Source organism: Mesorhizobium sp. BH1-1-4, assembly GCF_020165665.1.
Taxonomy (GTDB): domain Bacteria; phylum Pseudomonadota; class Alphaproteobacteria; order Rhizobiales; family Rhizobiaceae; genus Mesorhizobium.
In genome coordinates this window covers 141,277-165,857 of the sequence record NZ_JAIUIN010000007.1, presented here as the reverse complement: position 1 = coordinate 165,857, position 24,581 = coordinate 141,277, and the positions used below count along the sequence as shown (strand labels likewise).

General features: G+C 63.4%; 23 protein-coding genes. 18 read left to right on the top strand and 5 right to left on the bottom strand.

What is annotated here, in order from left to right; genetic code table 11:
- Positions 1-4 precede the first annotated feature (4 nt).
- From LB569_RS15245 to LB569_RS15235, 3 genes are all read right to left on the bottom strand, one after another.
- Entirely contained in the window at positions 5-1,384 is a 1,380-nt protein-coding gene (locus LB569_RS15245; protein ID WP_224693033.1) for an aspartate aminotransferase family protein, read from the bottom strand.
- Positions 1,385-1,420: 36 nt separating this feature from the next.
- Positions 1,421-2,914, bottom strand: coding sequence for an NAD-dependent succinate-semialdehyde dehydrogenase (locus tag LB569_RS15240; protein ID WP_224693032.1), 1,494 nt, complete (start codon positions 2,912-2,914; stop codon positions 1,421-1,423).
- A gap of 129 nt (positions 2,915-3,043) precedes the next feature.
- The gene (locus LB569_RS15235; RefSeq protein WP_140705286.1) at positions 3,044-3,535 is read right to left on the bottom strand and encodes an Lrp/AsnC family transcriptional regulator; all 492 of its coding nucleotides are present in this window, start codon (positions 3,533-3,535) and stop codon (positions 3,044-3,046) included.
- Positions 3,536-3,618: 83 nt separating this feature from the next.
- On the opposite strand from LB569_RS15235, the gene LB569_RS15230 reads away from it, so the two are divergent.
- From LB569_RS15230 to LB569_RS15180, 11 genes are all read left to right on the top strand, one after another.
- Entirely contained in the window at positions 3,619-5,004 is a 1,386-nt protein-coding gene (locus LB569_RS15230; RefSeq protein WP_224693031.1) for a PLP-dependent aminotransferase family protein, read from the top strand.
- A gap of 125 nt (positions 5,005-5,129) precedes the next feature.
- Complete coding sequence (ehuA, locus tag LB569_RS15225) at positions 5,130-5,921, top strand: ectoine/hydroxyectoine ABC transporter ATP-binding protein EhuA (protein WP_263494616.1); 792 nt, start codon at positions 5,130-5,132, stop codon at positions 5,919-5,921.
- Between the two features lie 70 nt (positions 5,922-5,991).
- Positions 5,992-6,843 (top strand): ectoine/hydroxyectoine ABC transporter substrate-binding protein EhuB, encoded by an 852-nt coding sequence (gene ehuB, locus LB569_RS15220; RefSeq protein ID WP_140705292.1) that lies wholly within the window; start codon positions 5,992-5,994, stop codon positions 6,841-6,843.
- Between the two features lie 160 nt (positions 6,844-7,003).
- A complete protein-coding gene (gene ehuC / locus LB569_RS15215) occupies positions 7,004-7,663 on the top strand; it encodes an ectoine/hydroxyectoine ABC transporter permease subunit EhuC (RefSeq protein WP_224693030.1) in 660 nt (219 codons plus the stop codon).
- 34 nt (positions 7,664-7,697) lie between these two features.
- Positions 7,698-8,357 carry an ectoine/hydroxyectoine ABC transporter permease subunit EhuD gene (gene ehuD / locus LB569_RS15210; RefSeq protein ID WP_224693029.1) on the top strand — a complete coding sequence of 220 codons (660 nt, stop codon included), beginning with the start codon at positions 7,698-7,700 and terminating at the stop codon, positions 8,355-8,357.
- 3 nt (positions 8,358-8,360) lie between these two features.
- Complete coding sequence (gene eutA, locus LB569_RS15205) at positions 8,361-9,140, top strand: ectoine utilization protein EutA (protein ID WP_224693028.1); 780 nt, start codon at positions 8,361-8,363, stop codon at positions 9,138-9,140.
- A 5-nt stretch (positions 9,141-9,145) separates the two neighbouring features.
- Complete coding sequence (eutB, locus tag LB569_RS15200) at positions 9,146-10,138, top strand: hydroxyectoine utilization dehydratase EutB (protein ID WP_224693027.1); 993 nt, start codon at positions 9,146-9,148, stop codon at positions 10,136-10,138.
- On the top strand, positions 10,135-11,127 hold the full coding sequence (gene eutC / locus LB569_RS15195; RefSeq protein ID WP_224693026.1) for an ectoine utilization protein EutC: 993 nt from the start codon (positions 10,135-10,137) through the stop codon (positions 11,125-11,127). Before eutB ends, eutC begins: the two co-directional genes overlap by 4 nt.
- Before the next feature lie 136 nt (positions 11,128-11,263).
- Positions 11,264-12,442, top strand: coding sequence for an ectoine hydrolase DoeA (doeA, locus tag LB569_RS15190; RefSeq protein WP_224693025.1), 1,179 nt, complete (start codon positions 11,264-11,266; stop codon positions 12,440-12,442).
- Between the two features lie 5 nt (positions 12,443-12,447).
- Positions 12,448-13,449 carry a N(2)-acetyl-L-2,4-diaminobutanoate deacetylase DoeB gene (gene doeB, locus LB569_RS15185; protein WP_224693024.1) on the top strand — a complete coding sequence of 334 codons (1,002 nt, stop codon included), beginning with the start codon at positions 12,448-12,450 and terminating at the stop codon, positions 13,447-13,449.
- A gap of 155 nt (positions 13,450-13,604) precedes the next feature.
- Complete coding sequence (locus LB569_RS15180; RefSeq protein WP_224693023.1) at positions 13,605-14,285, top strand: GntR family transcriptional regulator; 681 nt, start codon at positions 13,605-13,607, stop codon at positions 14,283-14,285.
- 153 nt (positions 14,286-14,438) lie between these two features.
- On the opposite strand, the gene LB569_RS15175 is transcribed toward LB569_RS15180, so the two are convergent.
- Complete coding sequence (locus LB569_RS15175) at positions 14,439-14,621, bottom strand: hypothetical protein (protein WP_224693022.1); 183 nt, start codon at positions 14,619-14,621, stop codon at positions 14,439-14,441.
- A 35-nt stretch (positions 14,622-14,656) separates the two neighbouring features.
- Between LB569_RS15175 and LB569_RS15170 the strand changes: the two genes are divergently transcribed.
- The 4 genes from LB569_RS15170 (at position 14,657) to LB569_RS15155 (ending at position 19,182) form a co-directional block, all read left to right on the top strand.
- Entirely contained in the window at positions 14,657-15,124 is a 468-nt protein-coding gene (locus LB569_RS15170) for a hypothetical protein (protein WP_224693021.1), read from the top strand.
- Between the two features lies 1 nt (position 15,125).
- Entirely contained in the window at positions 15,126-15,707 is a 582-nt protein-coding gene (locus LB569_RS31945) for a hypothetical protein (protein ID WP_318013112.1), read from the top strand.
- Between the two features lie 126 nt (positions 15,708-15,833).
- Positions 15,834-16,622, top strand: a complete 789-nt coding sequence (locus tag LB569_RS15160; protein ID WP_224693020.1) for a DeoR/GlpR family DNA-binding transcription regulator — start codon at positions 15,834-15,836, stop codon at positions 16,620-16,622.
- A gap of 82 nt (positions 16,623-16,704) precedes the next feature.
- Entirely contained in the window at positions 16,705-19,182 is a 2,478-nt protein-coding gene (locus LB569_RS15155) for an FAD-dependent oxidoreductase (RefSeq protein WP_224693019.1), read from the top strand.
- 7 nt (positions 19,183-19,189) lie between these two features.
- Here the strand turns inward: LB569_RS15155 and LB569_RS15150 are convergent, their stop codons facing one another.
- On the bottom strand, positions 19,190-20,059 hold the full coding sequence (locus tag LB569_RS15150; RefSeq protein WP_127870513.1) for a LysR substrate-binding domain-containing protein: 870 nt from the start codon (positions 20,057-20,059) through the stop codon (positions 19,190-19,192).
- Between the two features lie 259 nt (positions 20,060-20,318).
- Here LB569_RS15150 and LB569_RS15145 point away from each other — a divergent pair, with 259 nt between their 5' ends.
- The 3 genes from LB569_RS15145 (at position 20,319) to phnY (ending at position 24,518) form a co-directional block, all read left to right on the top strand.
- On the top strand, positions 20,319-21,518 hold the full coding sequence (locus LB569_RS15145) for a 2-aminoethylphosphonate--pyruvate transaminase (protein WP_224693133.1): 1,200 nt from the start codon (positions 20,319-20,321) through the stop codon (positions 21,516-21,518).
- A 24-nt stretch (positions 21,519-21,542) separates the two neighbouring features.
- Positions 21,543-22,799 (top strand): phosphonoacetate hydrolase, encoded by a 1,257-nt coding sequence (gene phnA / locus LB569_RS15140; protein WP_224693018.1) that lies wholly within the window; start codon positions 21,543-21,545, stop codon positions 22,797-22,799.
- A 261-nt stretch (positions 22,800-23,060) separates the two neighbouring features.
- Positions 23,061-24,518 carry a phosphonoacetaldehyde dehydrogenase gene (gene phnY, locus LB569_RS15135; protein WP_224693017.1) on the top strand — a complete coding sequence of 486 codons (1,458 nt, stop codon included), beginning with the start codon at positions 23,061-23,063 and terminating at the stop codon, positions 24,516-24,518.
- The last annotated feature ends 63 nt before the right edge of the window (positions 24,519-24,581 follow it).

Here is a 24,581-nt window from a genome sequence, read left to right as displayed (position 1 = left end):
GGTCTCAGAGATTGGCAAATACGCTGTTCACGGCATCGGCGGCCTTGGCCACCACGATGTCGGCTTCCTCGCGGGTCAGGCAGAGCGGCGGCGCGAAGCCGAGTATATCGCCCTGCGGCATGGCGCGGCCGATGACGCCGCTGGCGGCAAGGGCCGTGGCGACCTGCGGTCCGATCTTGAGCGAAGGATCGAAGAAGACACGGTCGTCGCGGTCTTTCACGAACTCCACCGCTGCCAGCATGCCGTCGCCGCGCACCTCGCCGACGTTCCTGTGACCGCCGACGGCCTTAGCCAGTTCGGCACGGAAATAAGCGCCGGTCTCCCCGGCATTCCGCACCAGGTCCATCTCATCGATCAGTTCGAGATTGGCAACGCCCGCTGCGACGCAGATCGGATGCGCCGAATAGGTCCAGCCATGGCCAAGCGAGCCGAGCTTGTCTGAACCCTGCACCAGCACCTGCCACATCTTGTCGGCGACGATGACGCCCGACAGCGGCGCATAGGCCGAAGTCAGGCCCTTGGCGATGGTGATCAGGTCGGGCTTGATGCCGTAATGGTCGGAGCCGAACATGGTGCCGAGCCGGCCGAAGCCCGTCACCACTTCGTCGGCGACCAGCAGCACGTCGTACTTCTTCAGCACCGCCTGGATCTTCTCCCAGTAACCGGCGGGCGGTGGCACGATGCCGCCAGTGCCGAGGATCGGCTCGCCGATGAAGGCGGCGACGGTTTCAGGCCCTTCGGCCAGGATCATCTCCGCGAGCTTGTCGGCGCAATGCTGCGAGAACTGCTCCTCGCTCATCGAACGGTCGGCGCGGCGGAAATAGTAGGGCGCCTCGGTGTGCAGGATCGGCGCGCGCGGCAGGTCGAAGGCATTGTGGAAGAGGTCGAGCCCGGTCAGCGATCCCGTCATCACGCCCGAGCCGTGATAGCCACGCCAGCGCGAGATGATCTTTTTCTTCTCCGGCCGGCCGAGCACGTTGTTGTAGTACCAGATCAGCTTGATGTTGGTTTCGTTGGCATCCGAACCGGAGAGGCCGAAATAGACCCTCGACATGCCCTTCGGCGCGCGGTCGATGATCATCTTGGCAAGCGTGATCGAGGCCTCGGTGCCATGCCCGACATAGGCGTGGTAGTAGGCAAGGTTCCTGGCTTGCGCGGCGATGGCGTCAGCGATCTTCTGGCGGCCATAGCCGACATTGACGCAATAGAGGCCGGCGAAGGCATCGATGCTCTTCTTGCCATTGTTGTCCCAGACGGTCACGCCTTCGCCACCAGCCATGATGCGCGTCGGCGATTCACCCCGCGCATGCGTGCCCATATGGGTGGAGGGATGGAAGAAGTGATCGCGATCCCAGGCGGAAAGTTCGTTGGACTGGTCGAGCATCTTTTTGACTCCTGAGGAAAATGCGGCCCGCGCAGCTTACGCTACATCGAGGCAGAGGTATTTGAGGTCGGTGAAAGCTTCGAGCCCGTGGCGTGAGCCTTCGCGGCCGATGCCGGACTGCTTGACGCCGCCGAACGGGATCGGCGCGCCGGTGATCTTGACGCGGTTGATGGCGACCATGCCGTAGTCGAGCGCGCGGCCCATGCGCTGCTGGCGCGCGCCGTTCTCGGTCACGACATAGGCGACCAGCCCGTACTCGGTTGCATTGGCGCGGGCGACGATTTCGTCCTCGCTGTCGAAGGGCGTGACCGCGGCGACCGGACCAAAGGTCTCCTCGCGCATGATCAGCGCCTCGTCAGGGACGTCTACCATCAGTGTCGGCTGGTAGAACAGCGGCCCGGCCTGATGGCGTTTGCCGCCGGCAAGGCAGCGCGCGCCAAGGGCTACGGCGTCGGCGACCTGCTCCTCGACCTTCTTGACGGCGCGCTCATGCATCAGCGGCCCGATGTCGATGTCATCAGCCAAGCCATTGCCGGCCCGCAGCGTCTCGATGCGCCTGGCAAATGCGGCGCAGAAGCGGTCGTAGAGCGGACGCTGGACATAGATGCGGTTGGCGGCGAGGCAATCCTGGCCCGATGTCGCGAATTTGGCGTCGACGGCAATGGTCACCGCCTTGTCGATATCGGCATCGGCAAAGACGATCAGCGGCGCGTGGCCGCCGAGCTCCATCACCAGCCGCTTCATCGTCGGCGCGCTCTGGGCAGCGATCAGCCGGCCGATCTCGGTCGAACCGGTGAAACTCACGGCGCGCACGCGGGGGTCATCGCACATGCGGCCGACGATCGTCGCGGCCTTGCCGGTGACGATGTTGAAGACGCCGGCGGGCAGGCCGGCGCGTTCGCCGAGTTCGGCCAGCGCCAGCGCCGAGAGCGGTGTTTCAGAGGAGGGATGCGCTACGATGGTGCAACCGGCGCCCAGTGCTGCGGCGGCCTTGCGGGTCAGCATGGCCGATGGAAAATTCCATGGCGTAACGACGCCGACAACCCCGAGCGGCTCGCGCCGCACCATCATTTCCGCGTTCGGCAGATGGCTGGTGACACTCTCGGCGTTGAGACGCTTTGCCTCTTCGGCATACCATTCGACGAAGGAGGCGGCATAATCGATCTCGCCCAGCGACTCCTTCAACGGCTTGCCCTGCTCGAGCGTCATCAGCAGAGCCAGGTCATCCTTGGCGGTGACCATCAGCTCGAACCATTTTCGCAGGATTTTCGAACGTTCCTGCGGCAGGAGCGCTCGCCAGGCCGGGAAGGCGCGAGCGGCGGCATCGATCGCTCTCGTCGTCTGCCCTGAGTCGAGCGCGGCGACGAAGGCGACCGTTGCGCCGGTAGCCGGATCGGTGACCTCGAAACTCTCTGCCGTCTCGCTCGCCGTCCAATGGCCATCGACATAGGCAAGTTCGCGCAGCAGCCGGCGGTCGGCGAGCCGGTCGAGCGCTTCATGGCGATGCGAGCGGGCGAAATGCGCGGACATGGTCGAAGCCTCCCGGTTAGGTTTGATCCGGGAAGACTACCCATCACCGGCAGACAGAGAGGCTGTTTGGACGCCCGACCGTAGAGAGAATCTCTCTATTGCGACGAGAGGGCAGTCGATCTCTCCGGTCTACGTCAACGGCGGCAACAGGTCCGCTATGGGCAGGGCGATATCATCCTTCACCGTCTTGATGACGATGTAGGTGAAGTAGCGGTCGATGCCGATCTCACGCTCGAGCAGGGAATCCACCAGGCGCTGGTAGGCGTCGATGTCGCGCGCCATCACCTTCAGCACATAGTCGACGCCGCCGCCCACCGACCAGCAGGCGACGATCTCCGGGATGTCGCGGATCACGCGCTCGAAGCGGTCGAAATCGGCCTGGCGGTGGCTGGCCAGCGTCACCTCCATCAGCACCGTGGCGACAGGCGCCACGACGCGCATGGCGATGCGGGCGTGATAGCCCGAGACGATCCCGGCTTGTTCCAGCTTGCGCAGCCGCATCCAGCACGGTGTCGGCGAAAGCCCGACCTGCTCGGCCAGCGCCAGCTTCGTGATGCGCCCGTCACGCTGGATGGCGTCGAGGATTTTGAGGTCGATCGCGTCGAGTTTCGCAGCAGTCATCAGCGCCCACTTTTTCGTCCATCGTACCATGAGGGCGCATTATTTCGATTGTCAATTGCACTGATTTCGATCTCTAATAAGTCATGACATTGTGGCAACCCGATCCCGCGCTGATCCGTCGGCCAGCCTATCAATCATTGGCCGACCAGTTCGCGCGCGCCATCCATGACGGGCGCCTGGCCAATGGCGCGCGGCTGCCGACGCATCGCCGGCTGGCGGACGATCTCAAGCTCTCGGTGCAGACGGTCAACCGCGCCTATGAGGAACTGATCCGGCGCGGCCTGATTTCGGGCGAGATCGGCCGCGGCAGCTTCGTCCAGACACAGCGCCGCGAACCCGAGCCGCCCTATCTGCCCGAACGCCTTGGCGAGGTCATCGATCTTTCCATCCTGAAGCCGGTCTGCGAGCCGATGCATCTGGAGCGGATGAAGCAGGCGCTCGGATGGCTGGCCGAAAACCTGCCGTCGAGTTCGGCGCTGTCGTTCCGGCCAAACATGGTGTTTCCGCGCCACCGCGCCGTGGCGGTCGAATGGCTGAAACTTTGCGGGCTCGAAGCCTCCGCGCAGAACATCAGCCTGACCAACGGCGCCACCGCCGGCATGACGGTAGCACTGATGAGCGTCGCGCCGCCCGGCTCGACCGTTGCCACCGAGGCCATTGGTCACCACACGCTGGTGCCGCTCGCCCGCTATCTCGGCTTCAACCTGCAGGGCCTGCCGATCGACGGCAACGGCCTCATTCCGGAAGCGCTGGACGAGGCCTGCAAGCTGTCCGACATTAGGGCTGTCTTCGTGCAGCCGTCGGTGATCAATCCCACCGCAACGCTGATGGATGCACGGCGGCGCGAAGAGATCGCGGCGGTGGCGCGCAAGCATGACATCGCCATTATCGAAAACGATGTGCTGGGCCCGCTGGTCGAGGACCGGCCGCCTCCGGTCGCGGCCTTCGCTCCGGAGCGGACGCTCTACGTCACCTCCTTCACCAAGATCACCGTGCCCGGTCTACGCATCGGCTATCTCGCCGCGCCCGACCGTTACGTCGCCGCCGTCGCCAACCGGCACCTGGTCTCGAACTGGATGGCGACACCAATGGTGGCAGAGATCGCCACCAAATGGGTGACCGACGGCACCGCGATGGAACTGGTGCGCTGGCAGCGCACAGCGCTGCGGCGGCGGCAGGACATTGCCGCCGAGGTGCTTGCCGGCGTCGACTACCATGCCCGTCGCGATGGATTGCATATCTGGCTGCAACTGCCTGCCGACCGTTCCGAGGAGAGCTTTGTCGCCCAGGCCAGGTTGCAAGGCGTGGCCATCGCACCAGGCACCTCGTTCCGCATTTCGGATGCGCCCTGGCATCCGGCGGTGCGCATCTCGCTGGGATCGACCACCGAGGGGGAACTGCGCGCCGGTCTCGGCGTTGTCACCAAGCTGTTGCTTGGCGATCCGGAGCATCTGCTGCTGGCGATTTAGGCTCGCAATGCTCCGAAATTGTGCGGAATCACAAATATTGTCATGATATTATTTTATCAATTGACATGATTTCGCGCGTTCCCCATCGTTAAGGGCACAGGCTTCTCCTGCACGGGGAAATTCATTTGTCCGCAACCACGCCCATCATCAAGATCGACGGCATCTCGAAGAGTTTCGGCAGCTTCAAGGTGCTGGACGGCCTGTCGATGCAGGTCATGCCGCGCGAAAAGTTGGCGCTGATCGGCCCTTCCGGTTCCGGCAAGACGACCATCCTGCGCATCCTGATGACGCTGGAGCGTATCGACGGAGGCCATATCCAGATCGAGGGCGAGCAGCTCTACCACATCGAACGCAACGGCCAGCTGCTGCCGGCCGACGAGCGGCATCTCGCCCGGATGCGCCAGAAGATCGGCATGGTTTTCCAACTGTTCAACCTGTTTCCGCACAAGAGCGTCATCGACAATGTGACGCTGGCGCCTATGCTGACCAAGGGCATGCCGCGCGCCGCGGCGCAGAAGCGGGCGATGGAACTGCTCGACATGGTCGGCATGGCCGACAAGGCCAAGGCGATGCCGGCGCAACTGTCCGGCGGCCAGAAGCAGCGCGTGGCGATCGCCCGTGCGCTCGCTTTGCAGCCGCAGATAATGCTGTTCGACGAGGTGACATCGGCGCTCGATCCGGAACTGGTCGAGGAGGTGCTCAACGTCTTGTGGCGGCTCTGCGCCGAGACCGACATGACCATGCTGCTGGTCACGCACGAGATGGGGTTCGCCCACGACTTCGCCGACCGGGTGCTGTTCTTCGATCGCGGCCGAATAGTCGAGGAAGGCAAGCCCGACGAGATTTTCCGCAATCCCAGGCAGGAACGCACGCAAGGCTTCCTGAAGAAGATCATCGCGGCCGGACACCGAGTCTGACCGCATGCCAAGGCGGCGAATGCCGTCCTGAAATCACGCAAACCAAGACAAGAACAAGGAGTTGGGAACGATGAAGAAACTTGGCATTCTGGCCGGCGTCGCCGGTCTTGCACTGACGGCGGTTCTGGCCGCCTCGATCCCGGGTTCGGCTGATGACAGCAAGCTCGAGCAGCTCAAGTCGCAGGGCTTCGCCCGCCTCGCCATCGCCAACGAGCCGCCCTATACGGCGGTCGCCGCCGACGGCAAGGTTTCGGGTGCGGCGCCTGACGTGGCGCGCGAGATCTTCAAGCGCCTGGGCGTCGCCGATGTCGCCGCCTCGATCTCGGAATACGGCGCCATGATCCCCGGCCTGCAGGCCGGCCGCTTCGACGTCGTCACCGCCGGCCTGTTCATGAAGCCGGAGCGCTGCGCGGCGGTTGCCTATTCCGAGCCGGTTCTGTGCGACGCCGAAGCGATGCTGGTGAAGAAAGGCAATCCGAAAGGCTTCAAGAGCTACGAGGATGTCGCCAAGGACACGTCCGCCACGATTGGCGCGCCCGGCGGCGGCACCGAGGAGAAGCTGGCGCTCAACGCCGGCGTGCCGCGTGAACGTGTCATCGTCGTGCCGGATGGCCAGAGCGGCCTCAAGATGGTGCAGGACGGCCGCATCGACGCCTACTCGTTGCCCGTGCTCTCGATCAACGACCTGATGAAGAAAGCCGCCGATCCGAACCTCGAAGTCATCGCGCCGGTGCAGGGCGCTCCGGTCTATTGCGACGGCGCTGCCTTCAAGAAGGGCGACGAGGCCCTGCGCGACGCCTTCGACGTCGAACTGGCCAAGATGAAGAAGTCGGGTGAGTTCGCCAAGATCATCGAGCCCTACGGCTTCTCGGCCGCCGCCGCGATGTCGACCACGCGCGACAAGCTCTGCGCCGCGAAGTGACTTTTACCTTCTCCCCGTTTCACGGGGAGAAGGTGTCACGAAGTGACGGATGAGGGGCGGCGCCAAGTTTGGAGAAGCTAGCGCTGCCCCTCATCTGCCTGCCGGCATCTTCTCCCCGTGAACGGGGAGAAGGAAGCCAATCGCCAACGTTGGAACCCAGATGACCCAGTGGTCCGGCTATTTCGGCCTGATAATGCAGGGAGCGCTTGTCACCATCGAGCTGACGCTGATGGGGTCGGTGCTTGCCCTTGTCATGGCCTTTCTCGCCGGCATGGGGCGGCTGTCGCGGTACTTTGCACTGCGCGCGCTTGCCACCGCCTATATCGAATTTTTCCGCGGCACATCGATTTTCGTGCAGCTGTTCTTCGCCTATTTTGTCTTGCCCCTGGTGGGTTTCGAGCTGACCCCGTTGCAGGCCGGCGTGCTGGCGCTGGGTCTGAATGTCGGCGCCTATGCCGCCGAAGTGGTGCGCGGCGCCGTGCAATCAATCGGCCGCGAGCAGCATGAGGCCTGTATCGCCCTCAATCTCGGCCGCTGGCAAGGCATGCGCCACGTCATCCTGCCGCAAGCATTTCTGGTGATGCTGCCGACCTTCGGCAACAATGCCATCGAGCTGCTCAAGGCGACATCGGTCGTCTCGCTGATCTCGCTCGCCGACCTGACCTTCCAGGCGCAGGTGGTGCGCGCCCAGACCGGCAATACCATGGTGCCGTTCACCACCATTCTCGTCATCTATTTCATCCTGGCGCTGCTCATCTCATGGGGTGTGCGCTCGCTGGAACGCCGCATGGCACGCGGCCTCGACGGAGTGCGCGTCTGATGGCCAGAGCATTCCTGATGAATCGGGCCCGCTGATGGATTGGGATTGGAATTTCGTCTGGGAGATCATGCCGACCCTGATCCAGGGGGTGAAGATCACCATCCTGGCGACGCTGCTCGGCTCGGTGCTGGCGGCGATTGTCGGGTTGGGCATCGCGCTGGCGCGCCGCTCGCCCAACAAGGCCTTGTCGCGCGGCGTTGGTTGGGTGGCCGAATTCATCCGTGGCACACCGCTCCTGGTGCAGCTCTATTTCATCTTCTACGTGCTGCCCGACATCGGCATCCTCTTGCCGCCGCTGGTCGCCGGCGTCATCGGGCTCGGCTTGCACTACGGCACCTATACGGCGGAGGTCTATCGCGCCGGCATCGACAATGTGCCGCGTGGCCAGTGGGAAGCCGCCAAGGCCTGCAATCTCAGCGCCCGGCAGACCTGGTCCCACATCATCATCCCGCAGGCCATTCCGCCGATGATCCCGGCCTTGGCCAACTATTTCATCGCCATGTTCAAGGAGACGCCGCTGCTCTCGGCGATCACCGTTCTGGAGCTGATGAACCAGGCCAAGAGCGTCGCCAACACCTATTATCGCTACCTTGAGCCGATCACACTGGTCGGCGCATTCTTCCTCGCCATCAGCCTGATTTCGGTCGTGATGCTGCGCTGGCTGGAACGCCGCTATGGCAAGATCGAAAGATAGAAGATGAAGCCCTTGCCCCAGATCAAACTTGTGCCCAACCGGCCAGCGCTCGATGAGCGTCCGCTGGAGCGGCGCGTCGGCCTCATCATCCTGGCCACCGACCATACGACGGAGCCGGATTTTCGCCGCATGGTGGCCAGCGAACGGATCGGCGTCTATGTGACGCGCGCTCCCTATGCCAATCCGACGACGCCTGAGAATTTGCGCAAGATGCAGCCGGCGCTGACGGCGGGCGCGGCCTTGATCCTGCCTGACGAGAAGCTCGACGCCGTCTGCTATTCCTGCACGTCGGCCTCGGTGGTGATTGGCGATGCCGAGATCGAGACGGCGATCCAGGCCGCCAAGCCAGGCGTGCCTGTCGTCACACCAACAATGGCCGGTGTGCGCGGGCTGAACGCCTTCGGCGTGCGTCGGATCAGCATCCTCACGCCCTATACCGTCGAAACCTCCAGGCCGATGGCGACCTATTTCGCCGAGCGAGGTTTCGAGATAGTCAGCTTTACCTGCCTCGGCTTCGAGGACGACCGCGAGATGGCGCGCATTGCCCCGGCAGCGCTTGTCGACCTCGCTCGTCAGGCGATGCATCCGCAGGCCGATGCGCTGTTCGTGTCCTGTACGGCGCTGCGCGGTGCACTCGCGGTCACAGGCATGGAAAAGGCGATCGGCCGTCCGGTGGTGACCAGCAACCAGGCGACCGCTTGGAACTGTCTGCGGCTGTGCGGTGACGAGACGGCCCATCCCGAATTCGGCAGTCTGATGACGCTGCCCTTGCCGCCCGGCTGACGACCATGGCGACAGTGACCTTTGGCGATATCCGTGCCGCGCGCGAGCGAATTGCCGGCAAGGTCGAGCGCACATCGACCGTGCTTTCGGCGAGTCTTTCCGAACGACTGGGCGTGCCGGTTCATCTCAAGCTCGAGCATCGCCAGACCACCGGCAGCTTCAAATTGCGCGGTGCATCCAACGCCGTTGCATCCCTTGATGCCGCGGAGAAGGCGCGCGGCGTCGTCGCGGCATCGACCGGCAATCATGGCCGTGCGCTCGCCCACGCCGCGAAGCTCGAGGGGATGCGCGCGGTGATCTGCATGTCGCATCTGGTGCCTCAGAACAAGCTCGACGAAATCCGCCGCCTCGGCGCGGAAATCCGAATTGTCGGCAACAGCCAGGACGACGCGCAGCAGGAGGTCGAGCGGCTGGTGGCGGAGGAGGGACTGGTCATGCTGCCACCCTTCGACCATCCCGCGATCATTGCCGGGCAAGGCACGCTCGGCTTGGAGATGATCGAGCAGGTCCCGGATGCCGCTCTGGTACTGGTGCAACTCTCCGGAGGCGGGTTAGCCTCGGGTGTAGCGGCCGCAATCAAAGGCGTTAGCCCCGGCACAAAAATCATCGGCGTGTCGATGGCGCGCGGCGCGGCGATGAAGGTTAGCCTCGATGCCGGCCGTCCCGTTCTGGTCGAGGAATTGCCGACGCTGGCAGATTCGCTCGGCGGCGGCATCGGCCTCGACAACCAGCTGACCTTCGCCATGTGCCGCGACCTGCTCGACGATGTCGTCCTGCTCAGTGAGGACGAAATCGTCGCCGGCATTCGCCATGCCTATGAACAGGAACGCGAGATCGTCGAAGGCGCCGGCGCCGTCGGCATCGCGGCGCTGCTCGCCGGCAAGGTCAAGGCGAGCGCGCCGGTGGTGGTTCTGCTGTCCGGCCGCAACATCGACATGGGCCTGCACAGGAAAATCGTCTGCGGGGAAATGCCGTCAATTTCGGAGCGCGCCGCATGAGCCGGATGACCATCCTCACCGAGGCTGAACTGCGCGAGATCGTGACATTGGATCTCGATGCCGTCGCCTGTGTCGAAAATGCCTTCCGCGCGCTTGCCACGCTGCCGGTGGCCATGCCGCCGATCCTGCGGCTCGACATCCCCGAGCATCGCGGCGAGGTCGACGTGAAAACAGCCTATGTGCCCGGCATCGACGGCTTCGCCATCAAGATCAGCCCCGGCTTCTTCGACAATCCCAAGCTCGGCCTGCCCAGCGTCAATGGCATGATGGTACTTTTGTCAGCGAAGACCGGTCTGGTCGAAGCGCTGTTGCTCGACAATGGCTATCTGACAGACGTTCGCACCGCTGCCGCCGGAGCCGTCGCGGCCAAACATCTGTCGCGGCCGGACGCGTCCGTCGCCGCGATCTTCGGCGCCGGCGTCCAGGCGTCACTGCAACTCGAAGCGCTGAAGCTGGTGCGGCCGATCACGCAGGCCCGCATCTGGGCGCGCGATGCCGCCAAGGCGGAAGTGACCGCAGCCGCCTTGCGCGAAAGGCTCGGCATCGACGTACGCGCTGTATCAGACGCGGCCAACGCGATTGCCGGTGCCGACATCATCGTCACCACAACGCCTTCGACCGAGCCGCTGATCAAGGCGGGGGTTGTCTCGGCCGGCCAGCACATCACCGCCATGGGCTCGGATGCCGAGCACAAGAACGAGATCGCGCCTGCCATTCTGCGCATGGCCGATCTCTATGTCGCCGACAGCGCGAGGCAGACGCGGCGGCTGGGCGAACTCCACCATGCCATCGCGGCCGGTGTGATGGCTGGAGAGGCTGATGTGACCGAACTCGGCCAGATCATCGCCGGCCAAAAACACGGCCGGCGCTCGGCCAGCGATATCACCATTGCCGATCTCACCGGCACCGGCGTGCAGGACACCGCGATCGCCACGCTAGCCCGCGATCGCGCGCTGGCAACCAATGCGGGAACCATTTTCGAAAGCTGATGCTAGCCGCGGGAGCATGATCCGGAAAAGTGGCAACCGGTTTTCCGATCGGATCATGCTCCGACAAAAGAATACCTGGAGACAGATTCAACAAAGTTGAAGCGGGTTCCAGGCCCAACAAACGAGGACCAACAAAATGCAGCCGAACCTGAAATTCTCGCGAAGCGAATACGCGGATCGCCTCGCCAAGACGCGCAAGGCGATGGAAGCCAAAGGCGTCGATCTCCTTGTTGTCAGCGATCCCTCCAACATGGCCTGGCTGACCGGATATGACGGCTGGTCCTTCTATGTGCATCAGGCAGTGATCGTGCCGCCGTCGGGCGAGCCGGTGTGGTACGGCCGTGGCCAGGACGCCAACGGCGCCAAGCGCACCGCTTACCTCGCCCAGGACAACATCGTCGGCTATGCCGACCACTATGTGCAGTCGACAGAACGCCACCCGATGGATTTCTTGTCCAGCGTGCTGAGCGATCGCGGCTGGGGCAAGCTTGCCGTCGGCGTCGAGATGGACAATTACTGGTTCTCCGCCGCCGCCTTCGCCTCTTTGCAGAAGCATCTGCCCAACGCCCGTTTCGTCGATGCCACCGCGCTGGTCAACTGGCAGCGCGCGGTGAAAAGCCCGACCGAAATCGACTATATGCGCAAGGCAGCCCGTATCGTCGAGGCGATGCACCAGCGCATCGTCGACAAGATCGAAGTTGGCATGCGGAAATGCGATCTGGTCGCCGAGATTTACGATGCCGGCACACGCGGCGTCGACGGCATCGGCGGCGACTATCCCGCGATCGTTCCGCTGCTGCCGTCGGGCGCGGATGCCTCGGCGCCGCACCTGACCTGGGACGACAAGCCGATGAAGCGGGGCGAGGGCACCTTCTTCGAGATCGCCGGCTGCTACAACAGGTATCATTGCCCGCTGTCGCGCACCGTCTTCCTCGGTAAGCCGACGCAGGAATTCCTCGATGCCGAGAAGGCGACGCTGGAAGGCATGGAAGCAGGCCTGGCCGCCGCCAGGCCAGGCAACGCCTGCGAGGATATCGCCAATGCCTTCTTCGCCGTGCTGAAAAAATACGGCATCGTCAAGGACAACCGCACCGGTTACTCGATCGGCCTGTCCTATCCGCCGGACTGGGGCGAACGCACAATGAGCCTGCGTCCCGGCGACCGCACCGAACTCAGGCCAGGCATGACCTTCCATTTCATGACCGGCCTCTGGCTGGAGACGATGGGACTGGAGATCACCGAATCCATCCTGATCACCGAAACCGGCGTCGAGTGCCTGGCCAATGTGCCGCGCAAGCTGGTGGTGAAGGATTGAGCCCGATGTCCAGTCTCCGCCCGTCGTCGATCGCGCCGACCGTCGACTTCGACCGCGACGGCGTTCAGCATGGTTTCCTGCGCTTGCCCTATAGCCGCGACGACTCGGCCTGGGGCTCGGTGATGATCCCGATCTGCGTCATCCGCAACGGCAAGGGGCCGGCGGCGCTGCTGACCGGCGGCAACCATGGTGACGAGTATGAGGGGCCGCTCGCGCTCTACGAACTCGCCCGAACGCTCGATCCCAGCCGGATCAGCGGCACGGTGATCATCGTGCCGGCGATGAACTATCCGGCTTTCCGGGCAGGCACGCGCACCTCACCGATCGACAAGGGCAACATGAACCGCAGCTTTCCCGGCCGGCCGGACGGCACGGTGACGCAGAAGATCGCCGATTATTTCCAACGCGAGTTGCTTCCCCGCGCCGACATCGTCTTCGACTTCCATTCCGGCGGCAAAACGCTGGATTTCTTGCCGTTCTGCGCCGCGCACACGCTGCCCGACAAGGCGCAGGAACAAAAAGCCTTCGCGGCGGTCGAGGCCTTTTCGGCGCCGTTCTCGATGCGCATGACCGAGATCGATGCGGTCGGCATGTATGACACGGCGGCCGAGGAGATGGGCAAGGTCTTCGTCACCACCGAACTCGGGGGCGGCGGCACATCGCGTGCCGAGACGGTGCGGATCGCCCGGCGTGGCATTCTCAACGTGCTGCGCCATGCGGGCATTGTCGATGGTGCGGTCGAGAAGACTAGAACTCAATGGCTCGACATGCCTTCGGGCGATTGTTTCGCCTTCGCCGAGGACGACGGCATGATCGAAACCATGGTCGATCTCGGCGAGTCCGTCGAAGAGGGCGCGGTGCTGGCTCGTATCCATTCGACCGGCCGCACTGGTGTCGCCCCCCAGGAGATCCGCGCGAACATGTCGGGCTTGCTGGCGGCGCGCCATTTCCCCGGACTGGTCAAGGCCGGCGACTGTGCCGCGGTGGTCGCCGTGAAGGTCGATTGACCAATTCCGCCCCGACCACACCGGGGCGGACCGCTCCATCGACAATCCCTGGTTTCACTCTTCTGGCCCCGAAACCAAAGCGCTCCCGTACACGGGGATACTTATATCCGCTGATGTTTTCCACTACGCTGGGGATCGGTGGCAAGGAGCATCGATTGCGCGGATTTATGGAAGGCCTGATCGAGAGGCCTCAGACGGTGGCGGAACAGGTTGCCAATGTCCTGCGCGAGGCCATAGCCAGCGGATCGCTGAAGGCAGGCACAACGCTGCGTCAGGATGAACTGGCCGAGCAGTTCGGCTTCAGCCGCATGCCGATCCGGGACGCGCTTCGCCAATTGGAAGCCGAGGGCATCGTTTCCATCCATCCCACGAAGGGCGCGCATGTCGCCGGGATGGATGGAGCCGAGATCGCCGAAATATACGCGGTGCGCGAATTGCTCGAATGCGAGGCGCTCCGGCTGTCCGTTCCGGTCCTGCCCGGCGCCAAGCTTGAAGAAGCCGAGCAGGCTCTCGACCAGATCGATGCCGAGCGCAATGTCGGTCGCTGGGGCGCCCTGAACAGGGTCTTTCACCTGTCGCTCTACGATGCCTGCGGCAACCGCCGTTTGCTTGACCTGATCGAGGCGCATCACAACGCGGCCGACCGCTATGTCCGCATCCTGTTGTCGAATTTGGACTACCGCACCCGCTCGCAGACGGAGCATCGCGACCTACTGGCCGCTTGCCGCCAGCGCGACGGCAAGAAAGCCCTGGGCGTTCTGAGGCAGCATCTCCGCGAGGGAAGTGAGACGCTCGTCAATGCGATAGAGCGCGGCGGGCTGGCGCGAAAATCGTAGGCCGAAAGAGTGGTTCGAATGCCTTTGACAGTCTGAATAGGGTCTCGGAGATCGACGACACTGCCTTCGGCGCTGGTGGACTAAGCCGCCCTTCATCCGGTCGCTTGCACTGAGGCGGGCAGCTCGCACTCCTTGCATCGCAGCCTTGGGCGATTAACATGGTTTCATGGCGGTTAGGGCGCGGACGATCTCGATGGCAAGGCGGGCAGCGCGATAAATGTGGGTCAAGCGGCTTTCCTCTGACGAGAAACTGATCATCACCGCTGCCTGCGAGCGTTTCATCGCGGATGTTCTGAAGCCTCGATTCATCGCCGCCAACCGAATCGGCTCGATCATCCAAGGCCGGCCGAGATGGCGACGCCGAGGCGCATTTGTGGCGTGCCTTCGAGAAGGCGCCGAGCCTCGAACTTTATCAGCGTCTGTGTAAGGCTGCCGGGGCGGCGGCACGCGACAAAGCCATCAAGCATCTTCAATCCAGGCTGACACGCGCGAAGTCTTCCGCCTGGCATTTTCCGGCTGATCTGCTCATCAGCATCCTGATGGAGGAGAAGCAGTTTGAAAGGGCTTGGCTCAATGTGCACGACCATGGCGCGTCGGAAGGGCTGAAGCAGAAACTTGCGCGGTCCAGCGAGGCGACGCATCCGAGAGAGGCACTGATGGTTTACGCTGCACGCGTCGATCAAATGGCCCAACTGGGCGGTGATGGCGCATATGCCGAAGCGGCAGCACTGATTGGTCGCATGGCCGGGCTGCACGGTGCATCGGCGCATGCCGCCTATCTGGCGGATGTGAAGATCCGCTTCGGTCGCAAGCGCAATTTCATGAAGCTGTTGGCCTGACATGCGCCGCGCGGCCATCGAGCAACAGGACCGCTATATGGTGGAACGCCAGCGGCAGTTTCGTGCCGCGGCGGATATAGTCACCGATGCCTGGATGCGCTTCCAGGAGGTGGTTGCGGTGGCGGTAATCGGCTCTGTCGCCAAGCCGCTCTGGAAAGAAGTGCCGCGTTTCTCCGAATTCCGGCGTTCGCGGATCGAGGTCTGGCACGAATGTGGCGATCTTGACCTGGCGCTCTGGCTCGATTCCCAGCAGCGGCTTGGCGAACTGCGTCGCGCCGGCGCTCTTGCCTTGCGCGAAGCGTTCGAGAAAGGCATGGGGATCAGCGTCGCCGATCATCAGCTGGACGTTTTTCTGATCGAACCCGGCAGCAATATCTATCTCGGCCGGCTGTGCAAATTCAGCCAATGCCCCAAGCAGAAGATCGACTGCATGGTACCAGGTTGCGGCGAGGTTGCTTTCAACAAGCGCATCGCTGAATTCACGCCGCATGCCGATCTGCTCGCCTCAGCCGAAGGTGCGATGCTCTACAGGCGCGGCGTCGGCCGGGTGCGCTCCGCGCTCGATCTGCCGCAGACCCGTTGAACGTCCTTCACGGTCTGTCCGCCCGCACTTCGAGGCTGGAAAATCGCGTGAAGCCTGGCGACAATTTGCTTCTGCTCACATTCGCTGCCACATATTGCAACATCAATGCTTGACACGAGGATCGCCATGTCTCCCGTCAGCCATCTGCCGGCACGTGCCCTTGCCCCGCGCCGCCATGATGAGATCCTGCGGCGGCTGAGTGCGCAGGGTTCCGTCAGCGTCGCCGAACTGGCCGGGTTCTTCGATGTCTCGCGCGAAACCATCCGCCGTGACCTGAAGCTGCTTTCGGACCAGGGCAGGCTCGGCATCGTCCATGGCGGCGCCGCCCGCTTCGAGCCCAGCGAACCGGCGATGAGCCTGCGCAGCCGGGAAAACGCTGATGGCAAGGCAGCGATCGGCAAGGCGGCCGCTGGTCTGGTCAGGAATGGCATGGTGATCTTTCTCGATTCCGGTACCACCACCTTGGCCGTCGCGCATGCCCTCACGGATATGCGCGATCTGACGATCTGCACGGCCAGCCTGAAGATAGCGCTGCACCTATGCCACGTTCCCGGCATGCGCGTGCACATGCTGGGCGGCGAAGTCGACCCGGGCGAGGAGGCGGCTTCCGGCATCGACACGCTCGATGCGATGGCCCGCTTTCGCGTCGACATCGCCTTTCTCGGGGGCGGCGCGTTGTCCCCTGACGGTGAGGTCACCGACTTCACCCGCGCCGGAGCCGAGCAGCGCGGCCGCATGATCGCGCTCGCCGGCAAGGCCTATTTCGTGCTCGACGCCAGCAAGTTCGGCAAGCTGACGCCGCTCAGGATTCCGAATTTCGAACATGCTGCCGGGGTGATCGTCGACTCCAATCCCGAACCAGCGCTTGCCGCTGCGCTTTCGCAAAAGGGTCCTGAACTCGTTGTTGCGGTTTGATGTGATGTTTTGTGACTTTATGAGTTGATATTTGGTTTTTCCGTGATAATGTCTCGGCCATCCCTCAAATGGCGGAACGGTCATGGCACATGCATTTCCCACCCAGGCTCGAATCGTCATTGTCGGCGGCGGCATCATTGGCTGTTCGGTCGCCTATCACCTGACCAAGCTGGGCTGGAGCGATGTGGTGCTGCTCGAGCAGGGACAGCTGAGTGGCGGTACCACCTGGCACGCGGCTGGTCTTGTCGGCCAGTTGCGCAGCCATTCCAACATGACCAGCCTGATCCGCTATTCCACGCAGCTCTACAGCGAACTCGAGGCCGAGACCGGTCTTGCCACAGGCTGGAAGAATTGCGGATCCGTGTCTGTTGCGCGCACCGCCGACCGCATGACGGTGTTGAAGCGTACGGCCGCGTCGGCGCGCGCCCAAGGGGTCGAGATCGATGTCATTTCGCCGAGGGAAGCCGGCGATCTCTGGCCTGTCATGGCAACCGACGATCTCGTCGGCGCCGTCTGGCTGCCCGGAGACGGCAAGGCCAATCCGACGGATCTGACGCAATCGCTGGCCAAGGGCGCGCGCAATCGTGGCGCTAAAATTTTCGAGCGGGTCAAGGTCACCGGCATCACGGTGAAAAACGGCGTCGCTTGCGGTGTCGAGACCGACCATGGCAGCATTGCAGCAGAGATCGTCGTCAACTGCGCCGGCCAGTGGGCGCGCAAGGTCGGGCTGATGTGCGGCGTCTCGGTGCCGCTGCATTCGGCCGAGCACATGTACATCGTCACTGGCCGGATCGAGGGCGTCCATCCGGACCTGCCCGTGATGCGTGACCCCGACGGCTTCATCTACTTCAAGGAAGAGGTCGGCGGCCTGGTGATGGGCGGCTTCGAGCCGCATGCCAAACCGTGGGGTATGAACGGCATTCCAGAGAATTTCGAGTTCGCTCTGCTTCCGGATGATTGGGACCAGTTCGAGATCCTGATGGAAAACGCGTTGGTGCGCGTGCCGCAATTGGCGCAGGCCGAGGTCAAGAAATTCTACAATGGTCCTGAAAGCTTCACGCCCGACAACAATTTCCTCCTCGGCGAGGCGCCGGAGCTGAAGAATTTCTATGTCGGCGCCGGCTTCAACTCGATGGGCATCGCCAGCGCCGGTGGCGCGGGCCGGGCACTGGCCGAATGGATCGTCAACGGCGCGCCGACCATGGATCTTTGGCCGGTCGACATCAGGCGCTTCGCCGCCTTCAACAACAATCCGCGCTGGCTGCATGATCGGATCAAGGAGACGCTTGGCCTGCATTACGCGATGCCGTGGCCGAACCGTGAATTGGACACAGCACGGCCATTCCGCCGTTCGCCGCTTTACGACCGGCTCGCCGCCAAGGGCGCATGCTTCGGCTCCAAGATGGGCTGGGAGCGCGCCAACTGGTTCGCTGCAGCGGGAGAGAAGGCCGAGAATGACTACGCCTTCGGCCGCCAGAACTGGCACGAGGCTGTGCGGCGCGAGATGAAGGCGACGCGCGAAGCGGTCGCGGTCTTCGACCAGACCTCCTTCGCCAAACTGCTTGTCCAGGGGCGCGATGCCTGTGCGGTGCTGAACCGGATCTGCGCCGGCGACATCAATGTGCCGGTCGGCACGTCGGTCTACACCGGCGTGCTCAATGCGCGCGGCGGCTACGAAAGCGATCTCACCGTGATGCGGCTTGGCGCGGAAAAATTCCTCATCGTCACCGGTTCCGCGCAGGCGGTCCACGACGCCGACTGGATCGTCAGGAACACCCCGGCGGACGCGCATGCCGTTCTGACCGACGTCACCTCATCCTATGCGGTGCTGGCGTTGATGGGGCCGCGTTCGCGCGACCTCCTGGGCAAGCTGTCATCGGCGGATCTTTCCAACACCGGCTTCCCCTTCGCCACGATCCGCGAAATCGATATCGGCTATGCCACGGCCTACGCCAACCGCCTGACCTATGTCGGTGAGCTCGGCTGGGAACTGATCGTGCCGACCGAATTCGCGGTCGGCGTCTACGAAGCGCTGCATGAAGCCGGCCGTGAATTCGGACTGACCGATGCCGGTTACTACGCGCTCGACGCCTTGCGCATCGAAAAGGGTTTTCGCGCCTGGGGCCGCGAGCTAACGCCTGACATCAACCCCTGGCAGGCTGGGCTCGGCTTTGCCGTCGCGATGGACAAGCCAGGCGGCTTCATCGGTCGCGATGCACTCATCGCCGCGAAGCCGGCGACAGCGCCGGCCAAGCGCATCGTGCTGTTCACCCTTGATGATGCCGAACCGATGCTGTGGGGCGGCGAACTGATCCTGCGCGACGGCAAGCCGGTCGGCGAAGCCCGCTCAGCGGCTTACGGCCATACGCTCGGTCGCTCCGTGGCGCTTGGGCTGATCGAACAGGAAACGGGCGTAGACGCCTCGTTCTTGAGCGATGGCCATTTCGAGATCGATCTAGCCGGAATACGCCATCCAGCCACAGTGCACCTGCGCAGCCCTTACGATCCGAAATCGGAACGGGTGAAGGCGGATGCAACGGAGATGCAGGCGGCGGCCTAGAAAAATTTTAATCCGCCGACATCGAGCGCGCCATGTCGAGAAAGGCGCGCACCAGTTTGCCGCCGCTGCGCTCGCGCAGGCAGATCAGCGCCTCGTCCATCAAGGTCTCGGGCGCGTCGATGGTGATCGGGACGAGCCGCGAATCCTGGCCGAATTCGGCCGCCGAGACAAAGCCGATGCCGGCGCCCGAGGCGACGATCTCGCGCACGGCCTCGCGGCCCTCGGCCTCGATCACTGGCCGCAGTTCGACCTTCGACGCGGCGGCCAGGTCTTCGAGCTTCTGGCGCGTCTTCGAGCCGCGCTCGCGCATGACGAGTGATTCCTGTGCGAGCTGCTTCAAGGTCAGCGACTTCTTCCCCGCCAGCGGATGATCGATGGAGGTGAAGGCGATGATCGGCGTCGAATTCAGTTTCAGCACCTCGAAGTCGCGCCCGGCGGGCACTTCGCCCAGCACGCCTATATCGGCATCATAGCTGTAAAGGCTGCTGATCACCGTCTCGGTGTTGCCGGCGCGGACCGAGACCTGCACGCCGGGATAGCGGGCCCGGAAGCTGCCGAGGATGTGAAGCAGGTGGTGCGCGGCATCGGCGACGATGCGCAGCGTACCGGAACGCAAAGCGCGCGACTCGGTCAGAAGCTCGAGCGCCTGCTGCTCGGTGTCGAACATGCGGTGGGTTATTTCGAGCAGTTTCTGGCCCGAATGGGTCAGCGTGACCTGCTTCTTGTTCCGGTTGAACAGCAGAACATCATACTCTTCCTCCAGCTTGCGCACCTGGTCCGATATCGCCGGCTGCGTCAGGAACAGAGCTTCGGCCGCCCGCGAAAAGCCGCCGGAGATCGCCACCTGGTGAAAGGCCCGCAACTGGACGTAGCGCATATCTGTGCCTTTCAGGTCCCGAAACCGCACCTTATCATAAGCCTTGCTATCCAAAAGACGGGAATAAACGATTTCCCTGATGTCTGGGGATGAAGGCGCTGATGTTCACAGTCGTGTCATGACCAGCAGGCAGCCTGTCCAATGCGTTTCGACCATCGTTCTAATCTATACATCGATACAAAATAACGATTTTACAAATATGTCGTCCGGACCAACAATGACGCCACATCAAAGAAGCAGCGACCTGTCGGAGGACACCATGCGCGCCGAGACGATATTTGCCGCTGAGCCGTTGGCCAGGCCGGCACTGGGCGAGCCCTATCTTTTGACCCCAGGGCCACTCACCACGGCCTATTCGGTCAAGCAGGCGATGCTGCGCGACTGGGGATCGTGGGACGGTGACTTCCGCGCCATGACATCAGACATGCGCCGCCGCCTGCTGGCGCTGACCGGCGACGTGAAAGGCGAGTTCGACTGCGTGCCGATGCAAGGCAGCGGATCCTTCTGTGTCGAGGCGATGCTGGGCTCGTTCGTGCCCAGGGACGGCAAGGTTCTGGTCCTGGCCAACGGCGCCTACGGCCTGCGCGCCGCGCAGACCATGCAGTATCTCGGCCGTGCCTATACGTTGATCGACAAGGGCGATTACCTGCCGCCGCGCGGCGACGAAGTGGCGGCCGCGCTCGAGGCTGACCCCGCGATCACGCATGTCATCGCCATTCATTGCGAGACCAGCTCCGGCATTTTGAACCCTGTCGCCGAGATCGCCGAAGCCGTCCATGCCAAGGGCCGCAAGCTGCTGGTCGATTCCATGAGCGCCTTCGGCGCCGTCGCGCTCGACGTCAACGAGATCCGCTACGAGGCGATGGTTTCCTCGGCCAACAAATGCATCGAGGGCGTGCCCGGCTTCGGCTTCATCATCGCCCGCAAGAGCGAACTGGAAGCCGCCAAGGGGCGTAGCCATTCCCTGTCGCTCGACGTCCACGCGCAATGGGCGCACATGAACAAATCAGGCCAGTGGCGCTACACCCCGCCGACCCATGTCGTCGCCGCGTTCCTGGAGGCGCTGCGCCAGCACGAGGCCGAAGGCGGCGTCGTCGGCCGCGGCGCCCGCTATGTCAGGAACCGCGACGTCATGGTGGCGGGCATGCGCGAACTCGGCTTCGAGACGCTGCTCCGGGACCGTTGGCTGTCGCCGATCATCGTCACCTTCTTCAACCCGGCCCACGCCAACTTCGCCTTCGATCGCTTCTACGAGCTGATGAAGGACAAGGGTTTCATCATCTATCCCGGCAAGCTGACCGTCGTGGATTCCTTCCGCGTCGGCTGCATCGGCCAGATGGACGAGCATGTCATGCGCCGCGTCGTCGAGGCGGCGGCGCAGTCGCTTGATGAAATGGGCGTCGACACCGCCGCTCCACCTGCCGCGGCAATCGCCGAGCGCGCCAAACTAGCCGCCTGAAGCGGCCGATTTCGAGGATTTTTGATGAACCAGATGTCTCCCATCAATGTCGCGGTCAATGGCCGCACTTATGCCTGGCCGCGCGTGCCCGCCATCGCCATCTGTCTTGATGGCTGCGAGCCGGCCTATCTCGACGAGGCAATCAAGGCCGGACTGATGCCGGCCCTGGTCAGGATCAAGCAGAAGGGCACGGTGCGTTTCGCGCACTCGGTCATTCCGAGCTTCACCAACCCCAACAATCTGTCGATCGCCACCGGTCGTCCGCCGTCGGTGCACGGCATTTGCGGCAATTATCTCTACGAGCGCGAGACCGGCAAGGAAGTGATGATGAACGACCCGCGCTTCCTGCGCGCGCCGACCGTCTTCCAGGCCTTCTACGATGCCGGCGCCAAGGTCGCGGTGGTGACCGCCAAGGACAAGCTGCGTGCGCTGCTCGGCAAGGGCCTCGCCTTCGACGAAGGCCGCGCGCTGTGCTTCTCGGCTGAAAAGTCGGACACCACGACAGTGGCCGAGCACGGCATCGACAATGCCTCGAAGCATTTCGGCCTGCCTGTGCCGGAAGTCTATTCGGCCGAACTGTCGGAATTCGTCTTCGCCGTCGGCGTCCAGCTGCTCAGGGAATACCGCCCCGACATCATGTACCTGACGACGACCGATTATGTGCAGCACAAATATGCGCCCGGCGTGCCGCAGGCCAATGCCTTCTACGAAATGTTCGACAAGTACCTGACCGAGCTCGATGCGCTGGGCGCGGCCATCGTCGTTACCGCCGACCACGGCATGAAGCCCAAGCACAAGGCCGATGGTTCGCCCGCCGTGGTCTACGTTCAGGACCTCCTAGACGAATGGCTGGGCAAGGACGCCGCCCGCGTCATCCTGCCGATCACCGACCCCTATGTCGTGCACCATGGCGCTCTCGGCTCTTTCGCCACCGCCTATCTGCCTGATGGCGCCGACCAGGCCGACATCATGGCGCGGCTTGCCAAGGTCGACGGCATCATGCTGGTCCTCGACAGGCCCGATGCCTGCGAGCGCTTTGAACTGCCGGCTGACCGCATCGGCGACATCGTGCTGATCTCGACCGAGAACAAGACGATCGGCACATCAGAGCATCGTCATGATCTCGCTGCCCTCAATGAGCCGCTGCGCTCGCATGGCGGGCTGACCGAGCAGGAGGTGCCGTTCATCGTCAATCGCGTGCTGCCGGATCTGCCCAATGAGCCGACCTTGCGCAATTTTGACGCGTTCTACTATGCGACGATGGCGGCGGCGCTGGCGTAGCGGAGTTGGACCGCCGGCAAGATGTGTAGCCACCGATGATAGTGCTGGTCGACCCCCACTCCGGCCCTTCGGGCCACCTCTCCCCCGATCGACGGGGGAGAGGAAAGGTGCCGCTTCGCCGGCCTTGGCTCCCTTCCTCTCCCTCCGGAGGGGGGAGAGGTGGCGCCGCGAAGCGGCGACGGAGTGGGGGAAGCCATTGGAGGACGCGATGCCATTCCCTACGAAAAATCGACCTGGCTCTCTGAGCATCTAGGAATCGACATGACCAAACTCGATACTTCCGTCACAGTCCGCCACGAGCCGATGCGGATCGCCGGGCGCAAGGTTGACGCCGACGATGTCGTCCCCGTCCACTACCCCTATACCAATGCTGTGGTCGGCACCGTCCCCGCCGGCGGGGCCGAACACGCCCGCCAGGCCTTCGAAATCGCCGCCGGCTACCGGTCGAAGCTGACGCGCTACGAGCGCCAGCAGATCCTGTTTCGCACGGCGGAAGCTCTGGCGTCGCGCCGCGAGGAAATCTCCGATCTCATCACGCTCGAACTCGGTATCTCCAAGACCGACTCGCTCTACGAAGTCGGCCGCGCCTATGACGTGTTCACGCTGTCGGCGCAGATGTGCATCCAGGACGATGGCCAGATCTTTTCCTGCGACCTGACCCCGCACGGCAAGGCGCGCAAGATCTTCACCATGCGCGAGCCGCTGAAGGCGATCTCGGCGATCACGCCGTTCAACCACCCGCTCAATATGGTCTCGCATAAGGTGGCGCCGGCGATCGCCACCAACAATTGCGTGGTCGTCAAGCCGACCGAACTGACGCCGATGACGGCGCTGCTTCTGGCCGACATCCTCTACGAAGCCGGCCTGCCGCCGGAAATGCTGTCGGTGGTGACCGGCTGGCCGGCCGACATCGGCAACGAGATGATCACCAACGGGAACATCGACCTGATTACCTTCACCGGCGGTGTGCCGGTCGGCAAGATGATCGCCCGCACCGCCGGCTACAAACGCCAGGTGCTGGAACTCGGCGGCAACGATCCGCTGATCATCCTCAACGATTTGTCGGACGAGGATTTGGCAAAGGCGGCGGACCTGGCAGTGGCCGGAGCGACGAAAAACTCCGGCCAGCGCTGCACCGCGGTGAAGCGCATCCTCGTCCAGGAAAGCGTCGCCGACCGTTTCGTGCCGCTGGTGCTGGAGCGGGCGAAGAAGATCCGCTTCGGCGACCCGATGGACCGTTCGACCGATCTCGGCACCGTCGTGCACGAGAAGGCGGCGGCATTGTTCGAAACCCGCGTCCACATGGCCGCCGAGCAGGGCGCAGAGATCCTCTACAATCCGGGCCGCCAGGGCGCGCTGCTGCCGCCGATCGTCGTCGACCGCGTGCCGCACACATCCGAACTGGTGATGGAAGAGACCTTCGGGCCGATCATCCCGATCGTGCGTGCGCCCGACGATGACGAGGCGCTGATCGCGCTCTCCAACTCGACCGCCTTCGGCCTGTCGTCTGGTGTCTGCACCAACTCGTTTCCCCGCATGCAGAAATACATCGCCGGCCTTGAGGTCGGCACGGTCAACATCTGGGAAGTGCCGGGCTATCGCATCGAGATGTCGCCCTTCGGCGGCATCAAGGATTCGGGCAATGGCTACAAGGAAGGCGTCATCGAGGCGATGAAGAGCTACACCAATGTGAAGACATTTTCGTTGCCGTGGTCCTGACCGGACGCGACTGACGGACAGAAACAGAGGGAGCGGCCAACGCTCCCTCATTCGCGTTTTGGA

Coding starts and splice junctions, on each gene's coding strand:
- LB569_RS15245 (WP_224693033.1), bottom strand. CDS start 1,384: ATGCTCGACCAGTCCAACGAACTTTCCGCCTGGGATCGCGATCACTTC.
- LB569_RS15240 (WP_224693032.1), bottom strand. CDS start 2,914: ATGTCCGCGCATTTCGCCCGCTCGCATCGCCATGAAGCGCTCGACCGG.
- LB569_RS15235 (WP_140705286.1), bottom strand. CDS start 3,535: ATGACTGCTGCGAAACTCGACGCGATCGACCTCAAAATCCTCGACGCC.
- LB569_RS15230 (WP_224693031.1), top strand. CDS start 3,619: ATGACATTGTGGCAACCCGATCCCGCGCTGATCCGTCGGCCAGCCTAT.
- ehuB (WP_140705292.1), top strand. CDS start 5,992: ATGAAGAAACTTGGCATTCTGGCCGGCGTCGCCGGTCTTGCACTGACG.
- ehuC (WP_224693030.1), top strand. CDS start 7,004: ATGACCCAGTGGTCCGGCTATTTCGGCCTGATAATGCAGGGAGCGCTT.
- ehuD (WP_224693029.1), top strand. CDS start 7,698: ATGGATTGGGATTGGAATTTCGTCTGGGAGATCATGCCGACCCTGATC.
- eutA (WP_224693028.1), top strand. CDS start 8,361: ATGAAGCCCTTGCCCCAGATCAAACTTGTGCCCAACCGGCCAGCGCTC.
- eutB (WP_224693027.1), top strand. CDS start 9,146: ATGGCGACAGTGACCTTTGGCGATATCCGTGCCGCGCGCGAGCGAATT.
- eutC (WP_224693026.1), top strand. CDS start 10,135: ATGAGCCGGATGACCATCCTCACCGAGGCTGAACTGCGCGAGATCGTG.
- doeA (WP_224693025.1), top strand. CDS start 11,264: ATGCAGCCGAACCTGAAATTCTCGCGAAGCGAATACGCGGATCGCCTC.
- doeB (WP_224693024.1), top strand. CDS start 12,448: ATGTCCAGTCTCCGCCCGTCGTCGATCGCGCCGACCGTCGACTTCGAC.
- LB569_RS15175 (WP_224693022.1), bottom strand. CDS start 14,621: ATGATCGAGCCGATTCGGTTGGCGGCGATGAATCGAGGCTTCAGAACA.
- LB569_RS31945 (WP_318013112.1), top strand. CDS start 15,126: ATGCGCCGCGCGGCCATCGAGCAACAGGACCGCTATATGGTGGAACGC.
- LB569_RS15160 (WP_224693020.1), top strand. CDS start 15,834: ATGTCTCCCGTCAGCCATCTGCCGGCACGTGCCCTTGCCCCGCGCCGC.
- LB569_RS15155 (WP_224693019.1), top strand. CDS start 16,705: ATGGCACATGCATTTCCCACCCAGGCTCGAATCGTCATTGTCGGCGGC.
- LB569_RS15150 (WP_127870513.1), bottom strand. CDS start 20,059: ATGCGCTACGTCCAGTTGCGGGCCTTTCACCAGGTGGCGATCTCCGGC.
- LB569_RS15145 (WP_224693133.1), top strand. CDS start 20,319: ATGCGCGCCGAGACGATATTTGCCGCTGAGCCGTTGGCCAGGCCGGCA.
- phnA (WP_224693018.1), top strand. CDS start 21,543: ATGAACCAGATGTCTCCCATCAATGTCGCGGTCAATGGCCGCACTTAT.
- phnY (WP_224693017.1), top strand. CDS start 23,061: ATGACCAAACTCGATACTTCCGTCACAGTCCGCCACGAGCCGATGCGG.